General features: G+C 38.8%; 23 protein-coding genes. 21 read left to right on the top strand and 2 right to left on the bottom strand.

Going from position 1 to position 26,063, the window contains the following annotated elements; translation table 11 throughout:
- Positions 1–48: 48 nt before the first annotated feature.
- The 16 genes from rapZ (at position 49) to BN6559_RS14555 (ending at position 18,042) form a co-directional block, all read left to right on the top strand.
- On the top strand, positions 49–939 hold the full coding sequence (gene rapZ, locus BN6559_RS14480) for an RNase adapter RapZ (protein ID WP_110955386.1): 891 nt from the start codon (positions 49–51) through the stop codon (positions 937–939).
- A 26-nt stretch (positions 940–965) separates the two neighbouring features.
- The gene (locus tag BN6559_RS14485) at positions 966–2,300 is read left to right on the top strand and encodes a gluconeogenesis factor YvcK family protein (protein WP_110955387.1); all 1,335 of its coding nucleotides are present in this window, start codon (positions 966–968) and stop codon (positions 2,298–2,300) included.
- Positions 2,301–2,314: 14 nt separating this feature from the next.
- A complete protein-coding gene (gene whiA, locus BN6559_RS14490; RefSeq protein WP_110955388.1) occupies positions 2,315–3,262 on the top strand; it encodes a DNA-binding protein WhiA in 948 nt (315 codons plus the stop codon).
- The gene (locus tag BN6559_RS14495) at positions 3,259–4,032 is read left to right on the top strand and encodes a polysaccharide deacetylase family protein (protein WP_199884027.1); all 774 of its coding nucleotides are present in this window, start codon (positions 3,259–3,261) and stop codon (positions 4,030–4,032) included. Before whiA ends, BN6559_RS14495 begins: the two co-directional genes overlap by 4 nt.
- Positions 4,033–4,087: 55 nt before the next feature.
- Positions 4,088–5,170, top strand: a complete 1,083-nt coding sequence (locus BN6559_RS14500) for a copper amine oxidase (RefSeq protein WP_110955389.1) — start codon at positions 4,088–4,090, stop codon at positions 5,168–5,170.
- A 126-nt stretch (positions 5,171–5,296) separates the two neighbouring features.
- Positions 5,297–5,437: a six-cysteine ranthipeptide SCIFF gene (scfA, locus tag BN6559_RS14505; protein WP_110955390.1), complete on the top strand. Its 141-nt coding sequence runs from the start codon at positions 5,297–5,299 to the stop codon at positions 5,435–5,437.
- Positions 5,438–5,592: 155 nt separating this feature from the next.
- Positions 5,593–6,948 carry a thioether cross-link-forming SCIFF peptide maturase gene (scfB, locus tag BN6559_RS14510; RefSeq protein ID WP_110955391.1) on the top strand — a complete coding sequence of 452 codons (1,356 nt, stop codon included), beginning with the start codon at positions 5,593–5,595 and terminating at the stop codon, positions 6,946–6,948.
- 295 nt (positions 6,949–7,243) lie between these two features.
- On the top strand, positions 7,244–8,296 hold the full coding sequence (locus BN6559_RS14515; protein ID WP_199884028.1) for a sugar-binding transcriptional regulator: 1,053 nt from the start codon (positions 7,244–7,246) through the stop codon (positions 8,294–8,296).
- A gap of 23 nt (positions 8,297–8,319) precedes the next feature.
- Positions 8,320–9,333 carry a type I glyceraldehyde-3-phosphate dehydrogenase gene (gene gap, locus BN6559_RS14520; RefSeq protein ID WP_110955393.1) on the top strand — a complete coding sequence of 338 codons (1,014 nt, stop codon included), beginning with the start codon at positions 8,320–8,322 and terminating at the stop codon, positions 9,331–9,333.
- Between the two features lie 71 nt (positions 9,334–9,404).
- Positions 9,405–10,589, top strand: coding sequence for a phosphoglycerate kinase (locus tag BN6559_RS14525; RefSeq protein ID WP_110955394.1), 1,185 nt, complete (start codon positions 9,405–9,407; stop codon positions 10,587–10,589).
- A 114-nt stretch (positions 10,590–10,703) separates the two neighbouring features.
- Positions 10,704–11,453 carry a triose-phosphate isomerase gene (tpiA, locus tag BN6559_RS14530; protein WP_110955395.1) on the top strand — a complete coding sequence of 250 codons (750 nt, stop codon included), beginning with the start codon at positions 10,704–10,706 and terminating at the stop codon, positions 11,451–11,453.
- A 19-nt stretch (positions 11,454–11,472) separates the two neighbouring features.
- Positions 11,473–13,002, top strand: coding sequence for a 2,3-bisphosphoglycerate-independent phosphoglycerate mutase (gene gpmI / locus BN6559_RS14535; protein ID WP_110955396.1), 1,530 nt, complete (start codon positions 11,473–11,475; stop codon positions 13,000–13,002).
- Positions 13,003–13,728: 726 nt separating this feature from the next.
- Positions 13,729–15,525 carry an alkaline phosphatase gene (locus BN6559_RS14540; RefSeq protein WP_110955397.1) on the top strand — a complete coding sequence of 599 codons (1,797 nt, stop codon included), beginning with the start codon at positions 13,729–13,731 and terminating at the stop codon, positions 15,523–15,525.
- Between the two features lie 21 nt (positions 15,526–15,546).
- A complete protein-coding gene (locus tag BN6559_RS14545; RefSeq protein WP_199884029.1) occupies positions 15,547–16,083 on the top strand; it encodes a hypothetical protein in 537 nt (178 codons plus the stop codon).
- 46 nt (positions 16,084–16,129) lie between these two features.
- The gene (locus tag BN6559_RS14550) at positions 16,130–16,804 is read left to right on the top strand and encodes an ABC transporter ATP-binding protein (RefSeq protein ID WP_199884030.1); all 675 of its coding nucleotides are present in this window, start codon (positions 16,130–16,132) and stop codon (positions 16,802–16,804) included.
- Positions 16,801–18,042: an ABC transporter permease gene (locus BN6559_RS14555; RefSeq protein WP_110955399.1), complete on the top strand. Its 1,242-nt coding sequence runs from the start codon at positions 16,801–16,803 to the stop codon at positions 18,040–18,042. Before BN6559_RS14550 ends, BN6559_RS14555 begins: the two co-directional genes overlap by 4 nt.
- Before the next feature lie 205 nt (positions 18,043–18,247).
- On the opposite strand, the gene BN6559_RS14560 is transcribed toward BN6559_RS14555, so the two are convergent.
- The gene (locus tag BN6559_RS14560; RefSeq protein ID WP_199884031.1) at positions 18,248–18,844 is read right to left on the bottom strand and encodes a hypothetical protein; all 597 of its coding nucleotides are present in this window, start codon (positions 18,842–18,844) and stop codon (positions 18,248–18,250) included.
- A 430-nt stretch (positions 18,845–19,274) separates the two neighbouring features.
- Between BN6559_RS14560 and BN6559_RS14565 the strand changes: the two genes are divergently transcribed.
- Positions 19,275–21,314, top strand: coding sequence for a methyl-accepting chemotaxis protein (locus BN6559_RS14565; protein ID WP_110955400.1), 2,040 nt, complete (start codon positions 19,275–19,277; stop codon positions 21,312–21,314).
- A 476-nt stretch (positions 21,315–21,790) separates the two neighbouring features.
- Here the strand turns inward: BN6559_RS14565 and fliD are convergent, their stop codons facing one another.
- Positions 21,791–22,525 carry a flagellar filament capping protein FliD gene (gene fliD, locus BN6559_RS14570; RefSeq protein WP_110955401.1) on the bottom strand — a complete coding sequence of 245 codons (735 nt, stop codon included), beginning with the start codon at positions 22,523–22,525 and terminating at the stop codon, positions 21,791–21,793.
- A 363-nt stretch (positions 22,526–22,888) separates the two neighbouring features.
- Here fliD and BN6559_RS14575 point away from each other — a divergent pair, with 363 nt between their 5' ends.
- From BN6559_RS14575 to BN6559_RS14595, 4 genes are all read left to right on the top strand, one after another.
- Positions 22,889–23,239: an SMR family transporter gene (locus BN6559_RS14575; protein ID WP_110955402.1), complete on the top strand. Its 351-nt coding sequence runs from the start codon at positions 22,889–22,891 to the stop codon at positions 23,237–23,239.
- Positions 23,232–23,552, top strand: a complete 321-nt coding sequence (locus BN6559_RS14580) for an SMR family transporter (RefSeq protein WP_110955403.1) — start codon at positions 23,232–23,234, stop codon at positions 23,550–23,552. The genes BN6559_RS14575 and BN6559_RS14580 overlap by 8 nt, the downstream gene beginning before the upstream one ends.
- A 432-nt stretch (positions 23,553–23,984) precedes the next feature.
- Positions 23,985–25,193, top strand: coding sequence for a MalY/PatB family protein (locus tag BN6559_RS14590; RefSeq protein ID WP_110955405.1), 1,209 nt, complete (start codon positions 23,985–23,987; stop codon positions 25,191–25,193).
- A gap of 17 nt (positions 25,194–25,210) precedes the next feature.
- Entirely contained in the window at positions 25,211–26,062 is an 852-nt protein-coding gene (locus BN6559_RS14595; protein ID WP_110955406.1) for a transporter substrate-binding domain-containing protein, read from the top strand.
- Position 26,063 lies beyond the last annotated feature (1 nt).

The following is a 26,063-nucleotide window of genomic DNA, read 5'->3' on the forward strand; positions in this document are numbered from 1 at the left end:
TGAAATGACTTTATTCAAATTAAGTAATTCACTTAGGAGGTGGTAAATATGGAAGACTTTCGTCTCGTTATAATCACAGGACTATCTGGAGCAGGTAAGACACAAGTAAGCCGGCATATGGAGGATCTAGGATACTTTTGTGTAGATAATTTACCGCCGATGTTTATTCCTAAATTCGCAGAACTTTGTACACATTCTGCAGGACGCGTGAACAGAGTTGCATTGGTTGTCGATACGAGAAGTCGGGAATTTTTTGATACGCTGATGCATGTTTTAGATAAAATGGATGAACAGGGATTTACTTATGAAATCGTTTTTATGGAAGCGTCTGATGCCACGATTATTCGTCGCTATAAGGAAACGCGCCGCCGTCATCCGATGGCTCCAACTTCACGGATTAGTGATGGGATTGCCAAGGAAAGAGAACGATTGAAACTGGTTCGCGGCAGAGCAACCCATATTATTGATACATCTGATTTAAAAAAATCAGTGTTAAAAGAAAAAGTCATTAACTGGTTTGGCTCAAGAGCCGATGGAGAGTCGATGAATATCACGGTATTGTCTTTTGGGTTTAAATTTGGTATGCCGTTAGATGCAGATATGGTGCTTGATGTACGTTTTCTGCCAAATCCATTTTACATAGAGTCGCTTCGACCTAAAAGCGGTGCAGTGCCAGAGGTTGCTGAATATATAGAAAAATGGCCAGTGACGAAGCAATTTATCGAAAAATTAGATGATATGATTACCTTTTTAGTGCCAAACTATGTAAAGGAAGGTAAGAGTCAATTGGTAATTGCGATTGGCTGTACAGGCGGGATGCATCGTTCTGTATTTATTGCAAAAAGAATTTTTGAACTTTTAAAAAATCAAGGGTATGCAGTAAATTTGGAACATCGTGATCTAATGAAGAATGAAGTTTTAGAACATCCTCAAAATTAGTTTTTTGTAAATATAGGAGTGTTTGTATGCACTTATTAAAATGGTTATATCCTGGACTAAAATTTAAACGATGGCTGGTTTTGTTTGCACTGGGTGTTATGCTTGCCAGTTTGGGTTTAGCATTTGTTTTAAATTATAAATATATCGGTAATTTGGAAGAAGCCATTTTTAAGGCTGTTTATATGTCGACGGGAACGTATAATTATACGGCAACGGCAGTGATTGGTTTAGCGGTTATCATTGTCGGTTTTGCTGTGATGCTTTTTGCTACACGGATGATTATTCGTTCCGTTATTACGGTTCTCATTCCTGATAATTCGGATAATCTGGTAGATTTGATTTACGAGAAACGTAAACTGAATCGCGGACCAGCAATTACTGTAATTGGTGGTGGGACAGGATTGTCGGTATTGCTTCGTGGAATAAAAAATGCGACGAGTAATGTAACGGCCGTAGTGACGGTGGCTGATGATGGTGGTTCCTCGGGACGTCTTCGGGAAGATTTAGGTATGATTCCACCGGGCGATTTGCGCAATTGCTTGGTAGCACTTGCCGATACAGAGCCTTTGATGGAAAAATTATTTCAGCATCGATTTGGCGGTTGTGGTGATTTGGCCGGGCATAGTTTTGGTAATTTATTTATTGCGGCTATGACAGAGGTGCTCGGTGACGTAGAGAAGGCTTTAAAAGAATCTAGTAAGGTTCTTGCTGTAAAGGGCCGCGTATTACCTGCAAGTACCCAAAGAGTACGCTTGATTGCGACGATGACGGATGGGACAATCGTCGAAGGTGAATCGAAAATTCCGCTTGTACATAAACGGATTGATCGTGTACATCTTTATCCGCCGGAAGTTGAACCAGTCAAGAGTTCACTTGATGCAATCGCTGATGCGGATGCGATTATTTTAGGACCGGGCAGTCTATATACCAGCGTGCTGCCTAATTTGTTAGTCAATGGTGTAACGGAAACACTTCGTAAGAGCCGTGCAACTAAAATTTATATCTGTAATGTAATGACCCAGCCTGGCGAAACCGATGGTTATACAGCTTCTATGCATGCAAAAGCGATTCTTGATCATGTAGGCCCTGGGGTGATTGATTATGTGTTGGTAAATGATCAAGAAGTGAATCCGGTGATTCAAGAAAAATATGCAAAAGAAGGCTCCTATCCTGTGCAAGTGGATGAAGAGGCTCTGATAGATCTGGGGATACGGTATTTAAAAGCGGATATTGTAAGTGAAGCAGATGCTGGTCATCATGATCCGGTAAAATTATCAAGAAACATTATGAATTTAGTAAATAAAGGGTCAGATAATATCATGGATTATTATTTGATGAATGGAAAGAAATCTAAGCATTAAAGGAATGAAGGCTATTGTCATCGTTTTCAGCAGAAGTGAAAAATGAATTGGCGAGAGTTGTAGCAAATGATACTTGCTGCAGGTTCGCAGAACTGGTTGCGTTGTTGCGTATGGGCGCTTCTGTATCGATTGGAAGCAGGATGAATTTAGGTATCAATTTTTCTACCGAGAATGCAGCAATTGCGAGAAAAATGCTCACTTTAATAAAGGATAATTTTAAATTAAAAACAGAAGTTGTTGTCAGTCGGGCGCGGCGGTTAAAAAAGAATAATAGTTACTTAATCCGAGTTGTTCCAGCACCGGCAGTGGGAGAGCTATTACATACACTGGGAATTATGCAGGGTGAAAATTTAAATGTCAGCAGCGATGAACGGATGCTACAGAAAACTTGCTGTAGACAAGCCTATTTGCGAGGCGCTTTTTTGGGCGGCGGTTCTGTAAGCAAACCCGAGGGGGATTATCATTTGGAACTGGTAACAGGCAACATCAATTTTGCTAATACGTTATCCAATATATTTAAGAAGTTTCAAATGCCGGTTGGACTGACGGATCGAAAGAATGATTATATTGTCTATTTAAAAGACAGTGAGGCTATTGTTGATTTTTTGGGATTAGTTGGGGCGGAGGAAGCCATAGTTGAATTTGAAGTTGCGCGGAATGTAAAAGATGTTCGCAATCAAGTGAATCGTTTGGTTAATTGTGAAACGGCAAATTTGCAGAAGACCGTCAATGCGGCTGTACGGCAATTAGAACGAATTAAAATTATCGAGCAGAAAATTGGATTAGGACGGCTGCCAGCAAATTTAAAAGAGATTGCTTTGCTGCGTTTAGCACATCCGGAGGCAAATTTACAAGAACTTGTTGAGGCAAATGATCATAAGATTGGCAAATCGGGGATGAACCATCGGTTGCGTAAATTAGAACAAATTGCAGTAGAATTGATAGAAGGTGAAGAAGAGTGAGGGTAAAAAAAGCAGTTATGGCGCTAGGTGCTTTTCTTGTTGCAGGTATCATCGCAGTAACGGTCAGTTGTGTGATTGCACCAGAAAAAGGAGTACCAATCCTTGCTTATCATAGTATTGATAACGATGATGGGACATACAGTGTTTCGCCAGTCGAGTTTGAGCAGCAGATGCAATATTTAAAAGAGCAGGGCTATACGGCAATTTCATTATTGGAGTTTGCTAAAGCGAAAAAAGGAAAATTTGTTTTGCCGGAAAAGCCGATTATTATAACGTTTGACGACGGTTATGCAAATAATTATACAACGGCTATGCCGATTATGGAGCAATACGGAATGAAAGGCACGGTGTTCATGGTAGTCAATGACATCGGCAAGGATGAAACGTATTTTACGTTAGAACAATTGAAAGATTGGCAGGCGCATCATATGGAGATTGGCTCGCATACGGCGAATCATGTGCCATTGGCAACCTTGTCAAGTGAGCAGAAAAAAGAAGAGATTTTTGCATCCAAAATATTAATGGAATGGAAAGGTCTAAATACAGTATTTTTTCTGGCATATCCATTTGGCAGTTTTGATGCAGAATCAGAAGCATTGTTAAAAGAGAACGAATATCTGGGTGCACTCACAGGAAAAAGTGGTTTGAATACATTTGATACCAATCCTTATTTGCTGCATCGAGTCAATGTACCGAATCCCAGATTGGGGTTAACGGAATTTAAACTACGTTTATTAAAAGCCAATGTGTATACAAGATTAGGAATGTAGTTTCAATTAGAATAAGAGCGATGATATTATATGCATGATTTGTAGGGGGAAAAGAATGAGAGTTTTAAGTACTTTGTTGGCTGGGGTTATCTTTGGAATGGGTTTGATGACGTTTATGACAGGTGAAGCAGCTGCTAAGACTGCGAATAAGTCACAATTAAATTTAATGAATTTGCCGGAATGGAAAGTTATGTCGGCAGATGTTGGCGGCACTTTGTTATTTTCTGACAGTCCGGAAATTGTAGAAGAGGATGGTATCCTTTACTCTGATACGGTACAGGGAAAAACAAGATTGCTCTATTATCATTTAAATGGAACGCAGTCACCGAAAAAAATTGTGGCTGTTTTAGAAAATACGACAGATCAAGATGTGGATATTACGATTAGTAATTATGCCTTTGGCGGTCCAAGCGCAGATTATTTGTATGTAGGGAAGACTACACAGGAGCAATATTTTAAGAATGCAAATATTGCATTTGCCCATGTACCGGCACACGGTAAAAAATTATTGAGTGCAAAGTTGGATAAAATTGTTGTGGATCCAGAAAAATTAGTTTATGGGATTTTTGATTTTAATGCAGTAGTACCATTAAAGGTTACGATGCTCATGCTGCCAGTAAATGAAAATCCACTTACTTTTGTTGATCGTGCTAAAGTTTTGCCAGCTGATAAAGCGAAACTTCGTGGAACTTTTACCGGAATGGATCGGATCATAAAAGGTGAAAAAGTGTATAACGGGAAAAGAGACGGTAATGTCGCAATCACTTTAGCCGATGGTAAACTTGATCAGTATCGTACCGGGATTGATGCAACAGATGGCAGTATTGTCGAGAACTACGGCAACTATGGAATTTTATATAAGATTCATATTCCAACGCAAGGCTTTGGTAAAACCAACTATTATTTAAATCCACGTGGTGGTGTATATGCCGGGGCACTCAATATCAAGAGAAGCTCTCAGGAAAAAGGGGATATGATCCCAACACCATTGAACAAACCTTTCTTCGGTGAAAATAACAGTTCAACAGATATTACTTTCTTAGGGCAATATAATAATTTTGATGAGTTATGGATTGAATTTTCACCACCAGGCGCGTCGAATCTGCCGGCGAGATTGATTTTACAGCCGCAAGATTGATACAGAATGGATTCGATAAAACTTGCTTAGTAGTTGAAAAAAAGATAAAATAAAGGGTAGTCATATAAATAAGATGTGTATCTTATTTTTCATATGAAGTATTTTGCAATAAGGAGGGCTATATCGATGGCTAAACGTATTACAACTGTGAACAAAGCTTCTCTTCAAGCTACAGTACATACTGGCGGCTGTGGCGAATGCCAGGCATCTTGCCAATCAGCTTGCAAAACATCCTGCACTGTAGGGAATCAAGTTTGCGCAAAATAGGCTGCAAAAATAGCCTCTTGCCTAATGGCAGGAGGCTTGTTTGTTGTTATAGACCGATAATATTCGATGCATGTATCAAGCGGACATCGAAATGAGCAGATTATCGAGAAAATAAATGAAAGCCAATGATTTTTAGATGGGAGAATTGTAAGTTCATGCAGAAAATACACAAATTTTATTTAAACGGCATGTACATTATGTTGGATATTAATAGCGGAGCCGTACATGTAATAGATAAAATGATTTACGATCTTATGGATCTTTATGATGGGACAAACCGTGCGGAGGTTTTAGCAGCATATAGTTCTAAGTATGATAAAAATGATATGATGGAGGCACTTGAAGAACTTGAAGAATTGATTGCAACGAAGCAGCTTTTCGCGCCAAGTATTGACGTTCCGCCGACATTTAGCCAAGAACCGTTGGTCAAATCGCTCTGCTTACATGTTGCACATGATTGTAATTTACGTTGTAAATATTGTTTTGCAGGTACGGGAGACTTCGGACATGACAGAAGTTTAATGAGCAAGGAAGTTGGCGAAAAGGCTGTAGATTTCATCATTGCAGGCAGCGGACAGAGAAAGCATTGTGAGATTGACTTCTTTGGCGGCGAGCCACTAATGAATATGCCAGTTGTGAAACATGTAGTCGAATATGTCCGTAAACGGGAAAAAGAGACAGGTAAAGAATTTAAATTGACACTTACTACAAATGGTGTATTGTTGAATGATAAAAATATTCAATATTTAAATGACAATCATATCAGTGTAGTTCTTAGCTTGGACGGACGGAAAGAAGTACATGACCGCATGCGCCCCAATGTTGCAGGAAAAGGCAGTTATGATAATGTCTTAGCAAATTTTAGAAAGCTGGTCGACGCACGCGGAGGAGAAAACTATTTCTTGCGCGGAACTTTTACCGCGTATAACCTTGATTTTACTGCCGATGTACTCGATATGGCTGACCAAGGGTTTAAACTTTTGTCGGTTGAACCGGTCGTTGCAAAGGAATGTGATTATGAAATTACCGAGGCGCATTTGCCGAAACTCTTTGAAGAATATGACAAATTGGCTGAGGCTTATATTCAGCGAAAATTAACGGACAATGGATTTGAATTCTTCCATTTCAATATGGACATCAATAATGGACCATGCGTGGCGAAACGTCTTAGCGGTTGTGGAGCTGGTCACGAGTATTTTGCAGTAGCACCAAATGGGGATTTATATCCTTGTCATCAATTTGTCGGGCGTGATAAATATTTGCTAGGCAATCTTTTTGATGGTGTTACAAATCAAGAAATGCCGCAGCATTTTCGTCAGGCACATGTGTTAAATAAACCTGAGTGCAGCAAATGCTGGGCGAGGTTCTATTGTAGCGGCGGCTGTCATGCAAATGCCGATTTATTTCATGATGATATAAAAATTCCTTATGAAATTGGTTGTAAACTGCAGCAAAAGCGTATGGAATGTGCAATTATGATTCAAGCAAAATTTGCAATGCTTGCAAATTGATCTACTCGTAAATTAGCGATGGGAAGAATGCTTTTGTATAAGTAAAAGCATTCTGGTTAAAAATAAATAAATGATAAAAATCCTGTTTTGTTTCATACAAAGCAGGATTTTTTTGTATGAGTCAGAACATTACAAGCAGTAGATAAATTCCAATAAGATACAACATTAGAATTATATATCATATAATTAAGAAAAATTATAGAATCGTATTGACAATCGATACTCTATGCGTTAATATATCTGTGGGATATAAAATGAACCAGTGGGGTAAAAAATAACCCAGAGGACAATGGCTGTGAAAGAAATCGATAAAATTATAAAATTGCAAAAAAAAATCGCACCTGAACTAGTAAATCTTATTGAGGAACGTTATAAGATATTAAAACACATTCGTTATAATCAGCCAATTGGCAGAAGAGCACTGGCAACGCAATTGGAGCTGAGTGAGTGCAGTATTCGCAATGGTGTTAAAGTATTAAAAAATGCAGGACTTCTGCAATTGTCTGGATTGGGCATGTCAGTGACCGATGAAGGGCAAGCGATGGTCAGCTCTTTAACCGAGTATGTGGATGCGTTGAATGGATTGGCTAAATTAGAAATCTATCTGGCAAATGAACTTGGTGTAAACGAAGTGAAAATTGTGCCGGGGGACAGCGAAGCTGATCGGTGTGTGTTTTTGGAATTGGGACGAGTGGCAGCGCGTATATTAGTTGATGTTTTATCAGATAATATGGTCATTGCCGTAAGCGGCGGATCTACAATGGCTGCAGTAGCAGAGGCTGTAGATGTAGCTATGGCAGGAACCTTAGTTGTTCCGACACGTGGCGGTCTTGGCGAAAAAGTTGAGCGTCAAGCCAATCATGTCGCGTCTGTTATGGCAGGAAATTTGGGTGGAGAATATAGACTTTTACATATTCCTGAAATTTTAAACGATGAAGCGTTAGAGGCGATTAAAGCAACCGATAGTACAGTCGCTGAAATAGAGCAATTGATAAAAAATGCAGATGTTTTGGTGCATGGAATCGGCAGAGCTGATGTAATGGTCAGCAGACGCAATCATATGCCAAAAATAGCAGAAAAGATTTGCAAACTTGGTGTTGGAGAAACACTTGGTCATTATTTTGATTTAGAAGGTAAGTGTATTTACACGTACTGTAGCAATGGTTTTCGTCTGAATGATCTGGTAGGAGTTGGTAGAGAAATTGCGGTAGCCGGCGGCAAACATAAAGCCGAGGCTATTCTTGCAGTAACTAGGGCAGGCAGTAAGGATGTTTTGGTTATTGATGAAGCCGCTGCTAGGTCTATTCAGTCAATAATAAAATCTGAGAAATCTCAGAAAACATTTTAAAATTTTTTAGGGGGTATTTCACAATGGCAGTAAAAGTAGCGATCAATGGTTTTGGACGTATTGGACGTCTTGCGTTTAGACAAATGTTCGGGGCAGAAGGATATGAAGTTGTAGCAATCAACGACTTAACAAGTCCTAAAATGCTTGCACATCTATTGAAATATGATTCTTCACAAGGCAGATATGCTTTAGCAGAAAAAGTAACAGCTGGTGAAGATTCTATTACTGTTGATGGTAAAAAAATCACGATTTATGCAAAAGCTAACGCAGCTGAATTACCTTGGGGCGAACTTAATGTAGACGTAGTACTTGAATGTACTGGTTTCTACACTTCCAAAGAAAAAGCTTCTGCACATATCAAAGCAGGTGCTAAAAAAGTTGTTATCTCTGCTCCAGCAGGCAACGACCTTCCTACAGTTGTATATAATGTTAACCATAATGTATTAAAAGCTAGCGATACAGTTATTTCTGCAGCTTCTTGTACTACAAACTGCTTAGCTCCTATGGCGCAAGCACTTCATAAATTAGCTGCTATTAAAAGCGGTATTATGAGCACAATTCATGCTTATACTGGTGACCAAATGACTTTAGACGGCCCTCAAAGAAACGGTGACTTAAGAAGATCCCGTGCTGCAGCAGTTAATATCGTTCCTAACTCCACTGGTGCTGCCAAAGCAATCGGTTTAGTTATTCCTGAATTATTAGGTAAATTAATCGGTTCTGCACAACGTGTTCCAGTTCCAACTGGTTCAACTACAATCTTGATTGCAGTTGTTGATGGTAAAGTTACAGTAGATGAAGTAAATGCAGCAATGAAAGCAGCGGCTACTGAATCTTTCGGTTACACTGAAGAACAATTAGTTTCCAGTGATATCGTTGGCATCAGATACGGTTCATTATTCGATGCTACACAAACAATGGTATCAGAACTTGATAATGGTACTACACAAGTGCAAGTTGTTTCTTGGTATGACAATGAAAACAGCTATACAAGCCAAATGGTTCGCACAATTAAATATTTTGCAGAACTTAAATAGTTTTTTGTGATCTTAAGGGTCCGGCCTTGTTTGGGCCGGGCCATTTTTAAATTTAAAGGAGGCTTATTACATTGAATAAAAAGAGTATAAAAGATATAGATGTAAATGGAAAAAAAGTTTTTGTCCGCGTAGATTATAACGTACCAATGGATGAAGAATTAAATATTACCAATGATACTAGAATCAGAGCTACACTACCTACTTTAAATTACTTATTAGAACATAATGCAGCACTTGTGCTTGCTTGTCATCTTGGACGTCCAAAAGGAGAACGGGTGGCAAAATTTTCTGTTCAGCCAGTGGCAAAGCGTTTAGCTGAATTAATTGGTAAAGAAGTGAAATTTGCACCTGATTGTGTTGGCGCAGAAGCGGAAAAAATGGCAGCTGATTTAAAACCAGGTCAAATTCTTTTGTTAGAAAATCTTCGTTATCATAAAGAAGAAGAAAAAAATGATCCTGCTTTTGCAAAACAATTGGCAGCACTTGCAGATGTGGCTGTGAATGACGCATTTGGTGTTTCTCATCGTGCACATGCTTCCGTTGAAGGCATTACGAAATACATTGAAACTGTTGCAGGATTTTTAATGGAAAAAGAAATTCAATTTGTTGGGCAAACCGTTGCAAATCCAGAACGTCCTTTTGTTGCAATTATTGGTGGAGCAAAGGTTTCTGATAAGATCGGTGTCATTTCTAATTTAATTGAAAAAGTAGATACATTGATCATCGGTGGCGGTATGGCGCATACGTTTGATGCTGCAAAAGGCTATGAAATCGGTAAGTCTATTTGCGAACCGGATAAATATGAATTGGCATTAGATTTATTAAGACAAGCTGAAGCAAAAGGCGTAAAAGTGGTATTGCCAGTTGATCTTGTAATCGCTGACAAATTTGCTCCAGATGCAAATACTAAAATCGTTGATGTAGATAAAGTGGATCCAGCATGGGAAGCTTTAGACAGCGGTCCTAAGACTTCTGCGCTTTATGCTGAAGCTTTAAAAGATGCAAAAACAGTTGTTTGGAATGGACCTATGGGTGTTTTTGAGATGGATGCCTTTGCAAAAGGAACAGAAGCAGTTGCGCAAGCAGTTGCAGATTCTTCGGCAGTTAGTATCGTTGGCGGCGGTGATTCTATCGCAGCACTTAAAAAGACTGGACTTTCTGATAAAATTACACATATTTCAACTGGCGGCGGCGCAACATTAGAGTTCTTGGAAGGTAAAGTTTTACCGGGAATTGCAGCACTTGCTGATAAGTAATGAATGATTTACTGCGGCGGTGCTAATGCGCACGTCCGCAATGAATCTAAAGAATATAAATGCAGGTTGTTTTTCATAATTTTAAAAATAAAATGTTTAGGGGGATTTTAAATTATGCGTACACCTATTATTGCGGGTAACTGGAAAATGCACAACACAATGGCAGCTGGTACTGCTTTGGTTAAAGAATTGTCAGCTTTAGTAAAAGATGCGAAGAATGTTGAAGTTGTTGTTTGTCCTACGTTTACTGCTCTTTCCGCTGTAAAAGAAGCAGCGAAAGGTACGAATATCCATGTAGGAGCACAAAATATTCATTGGGAAGAAAAAGGTGCTTTTACTGGTGAAATTTCGGCAGAAATGTTGAAAGAAATCGGTGTAGAGTATGCGATTATTGGTCACTCTGAACGTCGTGAATATTTCGGCGAAACAGACGAAACTGTAAATAAAAGAACAAAAGCAGCACTTGCGGCTGGCATCATTCCAATTGTTTGCTGTGGTGAATCTTTGGAAACTCGTGAAGCTGGTACAACAAATGATTTTGTCGGTGGGCAAATTAAAGCGGATTTAGCTGGATTAACGGCAGATCAAGTTGCTGGTCTTGTTATCGCTTACGAACCAATTTGGGCGATTGGCACTGGTAAAACAGCGACTTCTGATCAAGCAAATGAAGTTTGTAAATTCATTCGTGAAACGATTGCCGGTATTTTTGGCAAAGAAGCAGCTGAAAAAGTGCGGATTCAATATGGCGGCAGTGTAAAACCTTCTACGATTTCTGAGCTTATGGGTAAGAGTGATGTGGATGGCGCTTTAGTTGGCGGTGCTTCCCTTAAAGCTGGAGATTTCAGTCAAATTGTAAAATTTTAATTTAGGTGGATGAAATAGAATGGAAAAATTAACTGCACCTGTAGCATTAGTTATTTTAGATGGTTGGGGTGTTGGGGATTCAAACGATTCTAATAATGCAATTGCCATTGCAAAGACACCCGTCATGGATAGTTTGATGAAAAAATATCCAAATACAACCTTAAAGTGTTCTGGAGAAGCGGTTGGACTACCAGATGGACAAATGGGAAATTCGGAAGTTGGGCATTTGAATATCGGAGCTGGACGAATTGTTTATCAGGAGCTCACTCGCATTACGAAGGCAATTCGAGATGGTGAATTCTTTAATAATCCAGTCCTTTTAGATGTGATTGAAAAGGTAAAGAAACAGAATAGTGCCCTGCATTTGATGGGCTTAGTATCTGATGGCGGTGTACACAGCCATAACACGCACTTATATGCGTTGTTAGAATTAGCAAAGAAACAAGGTTTGAAAGAAGTCTATGTGCATGCATTTTTAGATGGTCGTGATGTACCGCCATCAAGTGCGGCCGAGTATGTGCAACTGCTTGAAAAGAAAGTTGCTGAAATTGGTGTGGGAAAAATAGCGACTCTTTCCGGTCGTTACTATGCCATGGATCGTGATAAACGCTGGGAACGTGTTGAAAAAGCATATTTAGCAATTGCTTGCGGCGAAGGTGAGAAAGCTAAAAGTGCAGTAGATGCCGTAAAAGCTTCCTATGAAGCGGGCAAAACTGACGAATTTGTAATACCAGTTGCAATTGGTGCGTATGCTGGTATGAAGGAAGGCGACGGCGCAATATTCTTTAACTTCCGTCCGGATAGAGCAAGAGAATTGACGCATGTCTTTACTGACAAAGAGTTTGATGGATTCAGTCGTAAAAAAGGTTATATAGACCTTGCTTTTGCGACGATGACACAATATGAAAAAGGGCTCAATGTCACAATTGCCTATGAACCGCAAACTTTGACCAATACGCTTGGCGAGGTATTGCACAAAGAAGGCATGAAACAGCTTCGAATCGCTGAGACTGAAAAATATGCCCATGTTACATTCTTCTTTAATGGCGGGGTAGAAGCACCGCTTGAAGGTGAAGAACGTATTTTAGTTCCTTCTCCGAAAGTTGCAACCTATGATTTGCAACCGGAAATGAGCGCAAATGAAGTTACGGATAAAGTCGTTGAACAAATTCGTGCGAAAAATCATGATGTCATTATCCTTAACTTTGCAAATGGTGATATGGTTGGTCACACCGGCGTTCTTTCCGCAGCTGTCAAAGCGGTTGAAACAGTAGATGCATGTGTAGGTCGCTTAGTTGAGGCGATGCAGGCAGTAAATGGTACAGTTTGTATCACCGCTGACCATGGCAATGCAGAGATGATGTTGGATACTGTGACAGGTGAACCATTTACAGCACATACGACAAATGTTGTACCGTTCATTGTTATTTCTGATAAAATTGCGAAAGTAAATACAGGTCGTTTATGTGATATTGCACCTACCTTATTAGATATTGCAGGTGTGAAGGTTCCACAAGAGATGACTGGGAAATCTTTAATAGGTGGATAAATGAGGACAGATAGGCGGCGGGTTGGCGATAAGCACTCATCTGCGTCGTTGCATGAAGGTGCTGTTCGTCGACGTACGCCAGTACGACTCCTTCACAGCCCCTTCATGCGCCTAGCATCTGAGCACTTCTCACCAACCGGCAACCTATCTTCGTACTAGTTTATACGTGGAACGTATTTTAGTAGATGGTATTCACTTTGTGAATACCATCTACTTTGTCTTGAGCCTGCCGCATTTTAATGCGGCAGTTTTTTTCGTCCTTTGGCCTTTTCCGGAAAAATACGTTCCGAAGGATGAAAAATGACCGGCTTACGTTAAGAAATTTGCATGTCTGAACGAAGTGAGTTTGCGAATTTTAGTAAGCCGGTCATTTTTCAAGTATTTTGGAGGTTTTAGGCCTAGACTTTTTGGTCCTTTTGTGGCAATGACAAAAGGACACCTATGCATATAGAGGTATTAAGATTTTTAGTGCGATTGCTTTATTTATATGTAATCCATATAAATAAATTTTACAAATTTTTAACATAGCGATAACAAATCTTTCCTTTTAAAAGTCTACAATGAAACTACAGAGCTAGTACCTTGCGCAAAAAAATACGCTGCTTAGCTTACGAAACTTTTTCACAATATCCAAAATCTTTACACCCTGATATCAGATTTGACCATAGTTAAGTCAAGGTACTAGTTTTTAATATTTCGTTTATATTGAAGGAGGACGCGTTGAGAATGGAATATAAACTGCCAAAGAATTTAAGGAAGAGTGCATTGGGTTTATGTACAGCATTTACTGTACTTGGTTGCATGACAGGGGCGACAGCAAGTGGTTTTGCAGCACCTTATGTTATGCAGCAGACTTCATCAATTACAGTATTACCAATTGATCATGCAAAGTTGATTGCTGGACAGAAATTTGATTTTTTAATTGAAGTAAAAGATGCAGCAACAAATGATATTCAAGTGACGATTAATGGTAAATCAGCAGAAAAATATTTTGGGAAAGCTGCCGTTGTTTCTATGGATGGAACTATGGCGACCTATCGTATTGATCAAGTTGAGATGAAAAAAGCTGGCAATATAGACATTGTTGTAAATGCAAATGGTAGTAAGCGCGTTGTAAATTATAATATTGTTGCAGATAAAGCACAGAAAAAAGCAAAGAATGTAATTCTTTTTGTCGGCGATGGCATGAGTTTGCAAGCACGTGAAATGGCACGTATTTTGTCAAAAGGCATGACTGAAGGAAAATTTAACGATACGCTTGAGATGGAAAAGTTATCGAACATGGCGATTGTAACGACTTCTGGTTATGATTCATTGGTTACGGATTCTGCAAATAGTGCATCTGCATATGCTACGGGACAAAAAGGTGTAGTAAATTCTATGGGCGTTTATGCCAATAGCACGAAAGATCCGCTTGATGATCCAAATGTGGAGAATATTGTGGAACTTGTGAAACGTACACGCGGCATGTCAACAGGTTTAGTGACGACTTCGAATATTACAGATGCGACTCCGGCTGCTATGGTAGCGCATACTCGTAAACGCAGTGAACAAAATTTTATTGCGCAAAATATGCTGGATGAAATGCATCGTCCGGATGTTATTTTGGGGGGCGGTGCAAGACAATTCTTACCGATGAGCACACCAGGTTCAAAACGAAAAGATGAAGTAAATGTCATTGATGAGTTTAAAAATCTTGGCTATCAATTTTCTGGAACGAAATCAGAGCTTCTTGCGACTCCGAAAGATTCAAATAAGTTGTTAGGTTTATATCAATTGGACAATTTAAATGTGTATATTGACCGGGAAATGACAAAAAATCCTAAAGTATTGGGCGGTTTTCAAGATCAACCGGGGCTTGTGGATATGACGAAAAAAGCGATTGATACGCTAAGCAAAAATAAAAATGGTTTCTTTTTAATGGTTGAAGGTGCCTGTATAGATAAACAATTGCACACGATGGATTGGCAAAGAGCCGCATATGATAATATAGAATTAGATAAAGCGGTTGGTGCAGCCAGAACTTTTGCAAAACAAAATGATGATACGTTAATTATTGTCGTTGCCGATCATTCTCATGGAGCTAGTATCACGGGTACATATCATGAAAAAGACGGCAAAACGGGACGAGAAGCTGTACGTACGTATGCAAATGCAGGCTTTCCGACTTTTGAGGATAAAGATGGCGACGGATATCCGGAAAATCCGGATCCAGATGTAACTTTAGCCGTACAATATGCAAATCATCCAGATGTGAATATGGATTATAGGTTTAAACCGGAGCCGATATCACCAGCAATCATGGCAAATGATAAAGCAATTGCCAATCCTAACATAAAAGGACAGTTTTTTGAAGGAAACATTCCTGCAGATGAGAGCTCAGAGGTACATTCGGCTGATGATGTAATCTTGAATGCCGATGGCCCGGGCGCGGAATATTTTAAAGGGGTTATGGATAATACGGAAGTATTCTTTGGAATGGTACGTGCCCTTGGAATTGATGGAAATAAAAACAATAAATAAGTAAAAGGGAGGCAAATCAAAATGAAGAGACTAGTACAATGGAGTATCGGCATATACTTTGGGCTGTTGCTGGCTAGTGTTTTTTCACCATATGATTCGCCTAAACAGGCGGTTCCGATTGCGGAATCGCCCCTTTTCTTTCGGACAGCACAGGCTGCATTTTGGGATGGATGGTTTAATGAAACGCCGATTGATATACAGTTCTCAGAAATGTATGAATCCGTATCATCGTTAGGAATTACGATGTCGGGTAAACTGCAAAATGCCGAAGGACATCGCGTACGTATGGTAGGGTTCATGGCGCCGCCGTTAAAACCTACGATTCATTTTTTTGTACTTACACGGGAGCCGATGGCAATCTGCCCATTTTGTTCTAGTGATGCCGATTGGCCAAGTGATATTGTTGTTGTGAAACTCAGCGAACCTATAACATCATTGCCATTTGATAAACCAATTTATGTGACGGGAAAATTGGAATTGGGAACGCAGGTAGATGAGGAGACAGGATTTGTAAGTTTGGTTAGAATTCAAGCCGATAGTTTAGAAGCACTCGATTGAGTAAATCAAGAAGATGTAAAAATTTTTAAAGTGCGGAGAAATGAATATGCTGGAAATTAAAAATTTGCTCAAACAAGTAAGTCTGCCAAATGGCAAAATTTTAACGATTGCAAGAGTGGATGCGTTAAAGGTCAATTCAGGTGAGCAAATGTTGTTGGTTGGTCCGAGTGGTTCAGGAAAAACGACATTGCTGCATATGATCGCAGGGCTGCTCATCCCCACAAGCGGTATGGTTAAATGTGATGACGTAGAAATAAATCAATTATCTTCAAAAGAATGTGATCAGTGGCGGGCCCAAAATGTTGGCTACATTTTTCAGAAATTAAATTTGCTGAATGGATTGACTGTAGGAGAGAATATCAGGATTGCTGCTCATTTTGCCGGACAAAAAGATCGTGCTAAAATTCTTAAAGATGCTAAAGAACTGCTGGAGATCGTCGGTCTGGCTGATAAGCTGCATATGAAGCCAAATCGACTAAGTGTCGGTGAACAGCAGAGAGTAGCTGTGGCCAGAGCAGTAATTAATAAGCCTAAACTTATCTTAGCAGATGAACCAACTGCCAGCTTAGATCAAGAGAATGCAGGTATTATTTTAGATTTGCTCAAAAAACTTTGCAGTGAAAACAATAGCAAGCTGCTAATCAGTACCCATGATCCGATTGTTATGGGGAAATTCGGACATTGTTATGAGATGAGAATGCAAAGGGAGGCGGCAGTATGACACATTTGCTGATCATCTGGCGGAATATTTGGGAGAAACCTTTACAGAGTGCTTTGAGTATCCTCTTGATTGGCTGTTCGATAGCTTTGACAATCGTTGTTATGCTGCTTGCGGCAAGTATTCAGCAAGGTCTGATTAAAGCGGCAGAACCATTCGATTTAATTGTAGGAGCAAAGGGGAGCCCCAATCAATTGGTGTTAAATACTGTGTTTTTACAGGATATACCGATTGGAAATATTGGATATGATTTAGTCGATGAACTAGAAAAAAATCCATTGGTAGAATCGGCGATCCCAATTGGGTTTGGCGATAATTATCGCGGTTTTCGTATCATCAGTACGGAAGAAGAAATTTTCACGCATACGATAAAAAGCGGTGCACCGATTTGGCTTCAGCTAGAGCAGGGAAGAAAATTTTCGGCTCCGTTCGAAGCGGTTATTGGAGCGAAGACTGCAGCGGAGACTGGACTTCGGATCGGGGATCAGTTTTCTTCTTCACATGGTGTAGTTGCGGGAAACAGTGGAGACGAGCATGCAGAGAAGTTTACAGTGGTCGGTATTTTAAAAGAACTTCACGGCCCTTATGACAGCGGTATTTTAGTTTCTTTAGAGAGTACTTGGAAACTGCATGAACATAATGGACATGATGGAGAGCAGAAACACGATGAGACTGTGGCGATAGAGCATGATGAAAATCACGATCATGAAAAATCTACGACGGTAATTTTAGTAAAACCTAAAGGATATGCCGAAGCGATGCAGCTTTATCAACAATTTCAGAAGCAACACGATGCACAATTGATTTTTCCATCTCAAGTTGTAGTCAAGCTATTTGCAATTTTAGGTGAAGGTCAGAAAATATTACAGATCATTGGCTATGCAGTGCTTGCTATGGCACTTCTTGTCAGTGCATTTTCTTTATATTGGTCAGCACTCAGCCGAACCAGAGAACGGGCAATTTTGCGATCGATTGGTGCAGGGAATCGTGATATTTTAGCAATTGTATTCGGAGAGGGTGTAATTTTAATTACAAGCGGGATTGTATTTGGAACAGCCTTAGGTCATAGTGCCTTTTCGATGATTGCACGTGTTTTACAGCAGAAGACCTCTATTGCAATTACGGGAAGCTTTACGCTAGGTGAAGCTAATATGCTAATAGCGGTACTGATTGTTGGTATCTTGGCGAGTGTTGTGCCGGCGGTGCACACTGCGAAATCGGATATTGGTGATGGACTATAGTGTTTAAGTAAAAAAATGTAGTGAAGTAAATGACAAGCATAAGTGATCACGCAGCGCATTCTGTTTGCAACTCAAATGTGGCCGATTGCGTGATTCATCTTATGCTTATTTTATGCAAAAAAATAATGTTGAAATAAGCTTTCATTTCGCTTATCTCAACATTGGTGCGTGAATTTTTATAATCAGTTAAATCTTATGAAGTAAATTAGACGGATAGTTGAATCGAAGATGTGGCAGATGTCGGATTTGCAGCACTGCTTCCGGCATTTTTTGCTTTTGCTGCAGCATTCCATGCGACATTATATATACTGCAAAGTTCGACTTGACGAGCATTTTCGGCCTTTGTACTAAAGGAGGTCCAGCCGTTATTTGAATAAGTAGCGACCATTTCACCATTATCGTCGTAAAACTCAGCATAAGTTAGGCTTTTCGCTTCTTTGTGGTATTTGGCAGTGCCAAAGAGGTAATCAATCAAGTTAAGCGGCTCAGGCTGCGTTTTATTATTTTTGTATATTGCCGTTAGGCCATTGGAAATAATACTTTTTCTATCTGGCGAAACAACAGAAACATAACTTTTTTCTAAGCTTCTAAAACCAGCCGAGTCAGATTGAAATTTTCCAGCCGCTTGGTCTTTTTTTGCTTGATCAATGATTGCTTTTTGGTATTTTCCCTCACTCATGGCGGGGGCCGTTTTTGTATTGAATTGAAAACCGGTATAGTCAGGTAATTTTGCATTGCCTGTTTTTTTTGTATTAGAAACTAGCTGACTTTGTGCAAAAGTATTGTAATTTTCTATGCGCATTTTTTATGTACTCCCTATACTGTAATTTTACTGAAGCGCTTAAATGGTTATTGATTTTATGCAAACTTTGCTTTTTATGTATGCGGCAATGTCAGTAACCAATTTACTACCTTCTATACTATATATCGAAGTTTTTAATAGAAACTAAAGTCGAAGAAGTAAATATGTAAAATTAATCCAATGTATTTTGATGAAGGAGAATATTTAGTTGCATTATTTTAATCATTTTAGCACATAAAACTCATTTTATAACAATAGAACTAAAATTTGACAAATTGTACATAAAATGATATTATTCTAATGAATTTATAAATTATATTTATAGGAGCGTGGTGAATATATCGGGTGTAATTAATGTATAGTTGATTCATATATAGTATTTATACAAAAGATCAGATCTAAATATTAATATAAAAGGAATGTTTTAAAAGTGAAGTATGATAAACAATTCAATACAGTTAGAGCGAAGTTTTTAATTACACTAATCCCTTTGTTTATATTAAGTTTTGTTATTTTATCGGGAATTAGCTATTATGTCGCAAATAAAGCTTTATTAACAAGTGCAGATGAAATTGCGCGTGAAGTAGGCGATAAATTTGCGGTGAAGATTGCAAATGAAATTGATGAAAAAATGATTCGTTTAGATGAGTTAGCAGCTATGCCGGAAATTGTCGACGGAGATGAGGCGGCAAAAGTTAAAACTTTAGCGGCGGCAAAAAATAGAAGTGCCGGTTTTGATATGATTTGCTATACAAATTTAGATGGTGTAGCGATTAATGAAACTGGTTTACATATGGAACGCGGCGACCGTGAATACATAAAAAAAGTAAAAGAAACGAAGAAAGCTTATGTTTCTAATCCATTTGTTTCGGGAACAAGTGGAAAGTTGATTACAGTTTTGGTACGCCCGGTGATGAAGAATGATACGTTAATTGGGTATGTTTTTGGAACGATTAGTTTAGAAAATCTGTCAAAAATGATGGAACAAGTAAAGTTTAAAGAAACTGGTTATGGGTATCTCGCAGATCATTCAGGTTTGGTATTAGGATATGGAACCAAACCTGAAATGGCGGGTAAATTAAATTTGACGGAGAAAAAAGTAAATCCAGAATTGAATTCTGCCGGAACAGAACTTGATGATCGTTTAATCAATGGGTTTAAAGATGTAGCGGCTTCCGGCAAGCAAACTTCATCTGCGTATACAACTTCTTTAGGGATAGATTCCGTGGCGGTCATGACACCGGTTGAACTGGATGGACGCCGTTGGATTATGGTTGTGACTGCACCGAAAGCAGAAGTGCAGAGCGAGGCTATGTTATTGTTTAAGGTAATGACAGGAATTTCTATTCTATTTATTCTTTTAGCGATTTTTGTTATTTACTTTTTTGCAAAACGTATTTCTAAGCCGATTGAAACCATCCGTGATGAATGTGCTGTCTTAAATACTGGAGATTTGCGACAGGATCATGTGAGTGTAGTTTCTAAAGATGAAATTGGACAGTTATCCAGTGGTTTTCACGATATGAGAAAAACATTACGCAAACTGATTCAAAAGATGCAGGATCAGTCCCAACAAGTTGCCAGTGCTAGTGAAGAGCTTACGGCAGGTGCACAGCAATCTGCAGAAGCGGCTACGCAAGTCGCTGCTTCAATTACAGAGATTGCGCAAGGGGTAGAAAAACAATCTGCAGTAGCGGATGAAGTAAATGGTGTTGCGCAGCGTTTTTCCGGCAGTGTTACACAAATTGCTGTAAAGTCACAGGATATCGTTGGAATCGTGGAAGAAACTTCAGAGAATGCCGGGCAAGGACGTGAAGCAATTGCTAGAGCAGTTTCTGAAATGGAGCAGATTGGCGAAGGATCAGAGGCAATTCAACAAGCGATTACGAAATTAGATAAAGGATCGCAAGAGATTAGCAATATTGTGGAGTTGATTTCTAATATAGCCGGACAGACCAACCTGTTGGCATTAAATGCAGCCATTGAGGCAGCGCGTGCCGGTGAACAGGGGCGTGGTTTTGCAGTCGTTGCAGAAGAAGTAAGAAAACTTGCGGAAGAATCCAATCAATCTTCGAAAAAGATTGGCGATCTTGTGCAGTTTAATTTGGCAGATATGCAAGAAGCTGTTATAGCGAGTAAAGAAGGTATTGAGCGTGTTGCCGTCGGCATAGAAGCAGTAAAATCAGCAGATGAAATTTTTAAAAATATTGTTCGGTCTATTGATAATTTATCAGAAGAAATTACGAGTATTTCTTCTGAAATCAGCCAAATGGCGACTGGCAGTGCAAGCATGTTAGATTCTATTGCCAAGATTGATGATGTAAGTAAAACCAATGCAGCCGAAAGTGAGGCAGTATCCGCTGCTACCGAAGAACAATCCGCGGCAATGCAGGAAATTGCTTCAGCAAGTCAAAATCTAGCAAATTTAGCAACTGAATTGCAGTCAGCTGTAGCAAGATTTAAGGTTTAATAAAAAAATGGGGGGGGATGTCCTTTTGGCATCGACCCAAAAGGACCAAAAAGTCTAGGCCTAAACCTCCAAAAAACTTGAAAAAATAGTGGCTTGCTAAAATCCTTAACTCGCTTCGCTCAGACAAACGGATTTCTTTACGCAAGCCACTATTTTTTCATCCTTCGGAACGTATTTTTCCGGAAAAGGCCGGGGACGCAAAAAAATGCCGCATTTTAATGCGGCATTCAAACTGTAGACAAAGTAGCATGTATTCACCTAGGTGAATACATGCTACTAAAATTTTCGTTCCACTTATAAACTAGCACGAAGATAGGTTGCCGGTTGGTGAGAAGTGCTCAGATGCTAGGCGCAATAATGGGGCTGCGAAGGAGTCGTACTTCCGTACGTCGACGAGCAGCCCCATTATTGCAACGACGCAGATGGGCGCTTCTCGCCGACCCGCGGCCTATCTGTCCTCAGTGTATCAATGAATATTATGCATATAAGTCTGCAAGCAACCCAAGCGATGCTGAGGATGTAGTCATTTTTGTAAAATCGGGGAAAGGGACTAGATCACTCGCTCGATTGCTTGCAATTTTAATTTTTGTATAAGCTTGATTGGCAAGCCCTGTTGAACCGCCTAACAAGGATTGCACAGAGCCGTATTCATTTTTAACGGCATCTGTTAAAGCTTCTTTGTCAGCTGCCATAGTTCCATCCTTTTGTACCGTTATGCCAATCGTTGCGAGTGATTTTCTTAAACTGCTTGTTCCGCTGGAAAAGGAGACGGATAGTGCAGATAATGCGGAAGAAGTATTAGAATTTTTATTAAATAATTTAGTAGTCGCATTGTAATCGTCGACAAAAGCAGTAATACGATCAACGGTGTCTTTCGTGGAGGTATCGGTATTTTTTAATGTATCGGTGAGTTTTGCTGAAGAAGTCTGTAGATTCGTAGAAGTAGACGCAAAAGCCGGATAGAAAGCATTGGAGGTTTTTGTGTATTTTTGCATCGTTGCTAAAATGAGTCCAGGATCGGCTGCAGCGTTTTTTGAAGAAAAACTTGAATTCCAGAGTGTTTGATTTGAAGAAGAGGTAGAACCGGAATTGAATAAATAATCGTAGGAATTAGAGGTTGAAAGAACAGAATTAAATTTACTGTTGTTTTTGGCAAGTGTATATTTTAAATAAGACATATTACTTTGTGCTGTTACGGAATTGACATTCATAAAAATCACCTCTTAACTTTTTATATTTCGTTATTTATCTATTTCATCGGCATTTTTGTTGTACAACTTAAATAAATTCAATAAAAATATAAGCTTATGGATAAACCATGCTCGTAATATTCTTTGTCTTGCTAAAGGAAAGGCAGCAAAGTATATGGGAAGTGATGGAGATGAGAGGAGTTTTGAGGAAACTTGCAGCTATCTGCTTTAACGGCATATTGGCTGAAATCGGCAGGAATAGGATGATTTTGGGCGGTTCGCCAAAGTCATGAGATCAATGCTATAATAGATTTGTAAAGCTATTAAACTTTACAAATAAAGAACAACATAGATTGATGTTGTTCCTATAAGGGGTTAGATATTATGCTACAGTGGTGTGCGTTATTTTTAGCAATCATTACTGAAGTAACTGGCACGACGATGTTAAAGTTCGTCGGGCAAAATGAATCCATTGCTGGATACACAGTACTACTTATCATGGTAGGGTTATCCTATTTTTTATTATCGAAAGCGATTGTAAAGATTCCCTTAAGTGTTGCATATGCGACGTGGGAAGGTATTGGGCTTGTTGTTATTACGGGTATTGGTTGCATTTTATTTCAGGAACAATTATCTGTTCTCAAAATTTTGGGCGTCAGTATAATTGTGTTGGGAATTATTTTATTGAAGAGAGGCATGGTCGAGTCTGCGTCAGGGGATGGTAAAAATGAATGAAGGAATTTTATTTCTGACCGTTTCCATTGTGCTGGACGTTATCGCCAATCTATTTTTAAAAAAATCTGATGGTTTTAAAAATAAAAGTTGGGGCTTTGGTGCGGTATTATTGATTATTATTGCATTTATCGCGTTATCACAAGCTGTGAAGACAATGGAATTGAGTATAGCTTATGCGTTATGGGGAGCCAGTGGTCTATTGCTTACGACGGGGTTGGATGTTGTATTTTACGGCGTTAAGCTAAAAAGTGCCGGTGTTGTTGGTCTTGTTTGTATGGTGACTGGCATTGTGCTTCTTAAAAGTGTTTCATAAAAATATGCGAGGGTGTTTTACATTTTGTGTAAAGCACCCTTCGTTTATGTGGAATGGAAAAGGTAGCAATAAAACTACTAAGTTAGATAGTGTATTTATTACGTGGAATTTTGTACGCTGTATACTTATTGAAGTTTACGAAAAATATATTGAAAAAGCAAAATATCTAACTTATAATAATATCAATCAAACATCAACGGATTTTTATAAAAGCGTTGTATTGTAAATAGGACAAAACAAAATAAGTTATTTTCGGCATCGAAAATAGCATTGTAAGCTATTGAGAGTCAAGTCATAAATGTGATTTGACTCTTTTTTATTCAAAAAAATAAAAACATATTGACAATGTATGTTTAATAGGTTATTCTGTAAGACATAAGAAAACATATTAATACATATAGGAAAAGTATGTTTTAAAAAGGAGAGAGAATTATGTCACATACAAGTAAACGTTTAGACAAATATGAAATAGATTTTGATCATGTAAATGATTTTGATGGTTTACTTTCAAATAAATGGAATTTTAGAAAAGATCGTGTAGGCCGTGAAGATGTAATCGCTATGTGGGTAGCAGATATGGATTTTGAAACTTCACCCGCAATCCAAAAAGCGATTGCAAAGCGTGCCAAAAGAGGAATCTATGGCTACGCTGCTGTCACTGATGCATATTTAAATGCAGTAACAGCGTGGTTTAAAAAACGGCATAATTGGACGATTGACCCTGCATCGGTCAAACAAACACCGGGCGTGATTACTGCAATTCATCTTGCTGTGCTGGCATTATCGGAAGTCGATGATTTTGTTTTGATTCAAACACCGGTATATCATCCATTTTTTCGGGTGATTAAAAATACCAAACGGCGCGTATTAGAAAATCCATTGATCCGGACTGAAAATGGCTATGAAGTAGACTTTAAGGATTTTGAACAAAAAATTATAGAGTTTAAGCCAAAAGTTTTTATCCTTTGCAATCCACATAATCCTATAGGCAAGGTCTACAAAAAAGATGATTTGCTTAAATTGGGCCAGATCTGTTTGCAGCACGATGTAAAAATGATTGTCGATGAAATTCACTGTGATCTTGTATATTCTGAAGCAAAACATATTTCATTTGCGACACTGGGTGAACAATTTGCAAAACAGGCAATTATTTGTACCGCACCAAGTAAATCCTTTAATTTAGCTGGTATCAGAAATTCTAATATTGTAATTCCTGATGAAGCATTGCGTGCGAAATTTCAGGCGGTTTATGATTATGTTGGTATTCCTAAGCCTAGTTTATTTCCATTGATTGCAACACAGGCAGCATATGAAAAAGGCGAAGAGTGGTTTGATCATGTGCTTGCATATATCGAAGAAAATCGCAATTATGCACTTGAAAAAATCGCTGAAAAATTACCGGAGTTAAAGGTAAATAAACCTGAAGGCACTTACTTTTTATGGGTAGATTTTAATGCATATGGCCTATCAAAAGAAGCATTGGAAAAGTTCTTAATTGAAGAAGCTGGATTGTGGTTTAATCAAGGGTACATTTTTGGCGTACAAGGCGAAGGTTTTGCAAGAATTAACATTGCTTGTCCACGTAAGACATTAAAACAGGCACTAAAACAGCTTGAGAATGCATTGCGTAATTTAAAATAAAGAGGAGAATGAAAGGTATGAATTTATTGACTAAAGGTAAAAAATATGGAAGTTTTGGACTCGTGTTTCTTTTTATTATGGGGTTAATGCTTACAACAGGCTGTGGTTTAAATGAAAATAATAAGCAAGCAGCAACAAAATCGGATAAAGAGGTAAAAACATACACCGTGGCAACGCGGGGAACGTTTAGACCGTTTACGTATATGGATGAAAAAGATCAATTAACCGGCTATGATATAGAAATTTTGCGTGAGGTTGAGAAGAGAAATCCTGATATTAAATTTGAATTTAAAACAATGAGTGTAGATGCCGGTTTTTTAGGATTGGAGTCTGGTCAGGTAGATATTATTGCAAATCAGATTGTGGAAAATCCAAAACGTGCTGATAAAAGTATATTTACAAAAGAAGTAAATAATTATACAAGTCGTAAATTGGCAGTCAAAGGTGATCGTGATGATATAAAAAGCATTGATGATTTACGCGGGAAGAAAGTTGCCGTTACGAGCAGTAGTGAAGTAACACGCCAATTACAAAAGTATAATGAAACTGCTGATCCTAAAATTGAATTGGTATACACTGACAAAGGCTCCACGGAAACTTTGAATTTAGTGGCTACAGGCCGTGTTGATGCGTCACCAACGTATGAAGTCGTCATAGTCGAAGCGAAAAATACATTAGGTCTTGATGTGAAACCTGTAGGTCCTACGATTGCGAGTGATGCAACTTGCTATGCTTTACGTAAAGATGAGAAATCACAAGAATTAGCAAATCGTATTGATGCTACGATAAAAGAAATGCGTGCCGATGGTACATTGAAAAAATTATCAGAAAAGTTTTTAGGTAAAGATTATACAGTTCCACAAAAGTAGG

Source organism: Massilibacillus massiliensis (assembly GCF_900086705.1).
In the GTDB taxonomy this organism is placed as follows: Bacteria; Bacillota; Negativicutes; order FLKF01; family FLKF01; genus Massilibacillus; species Massilibacillus massiliensis.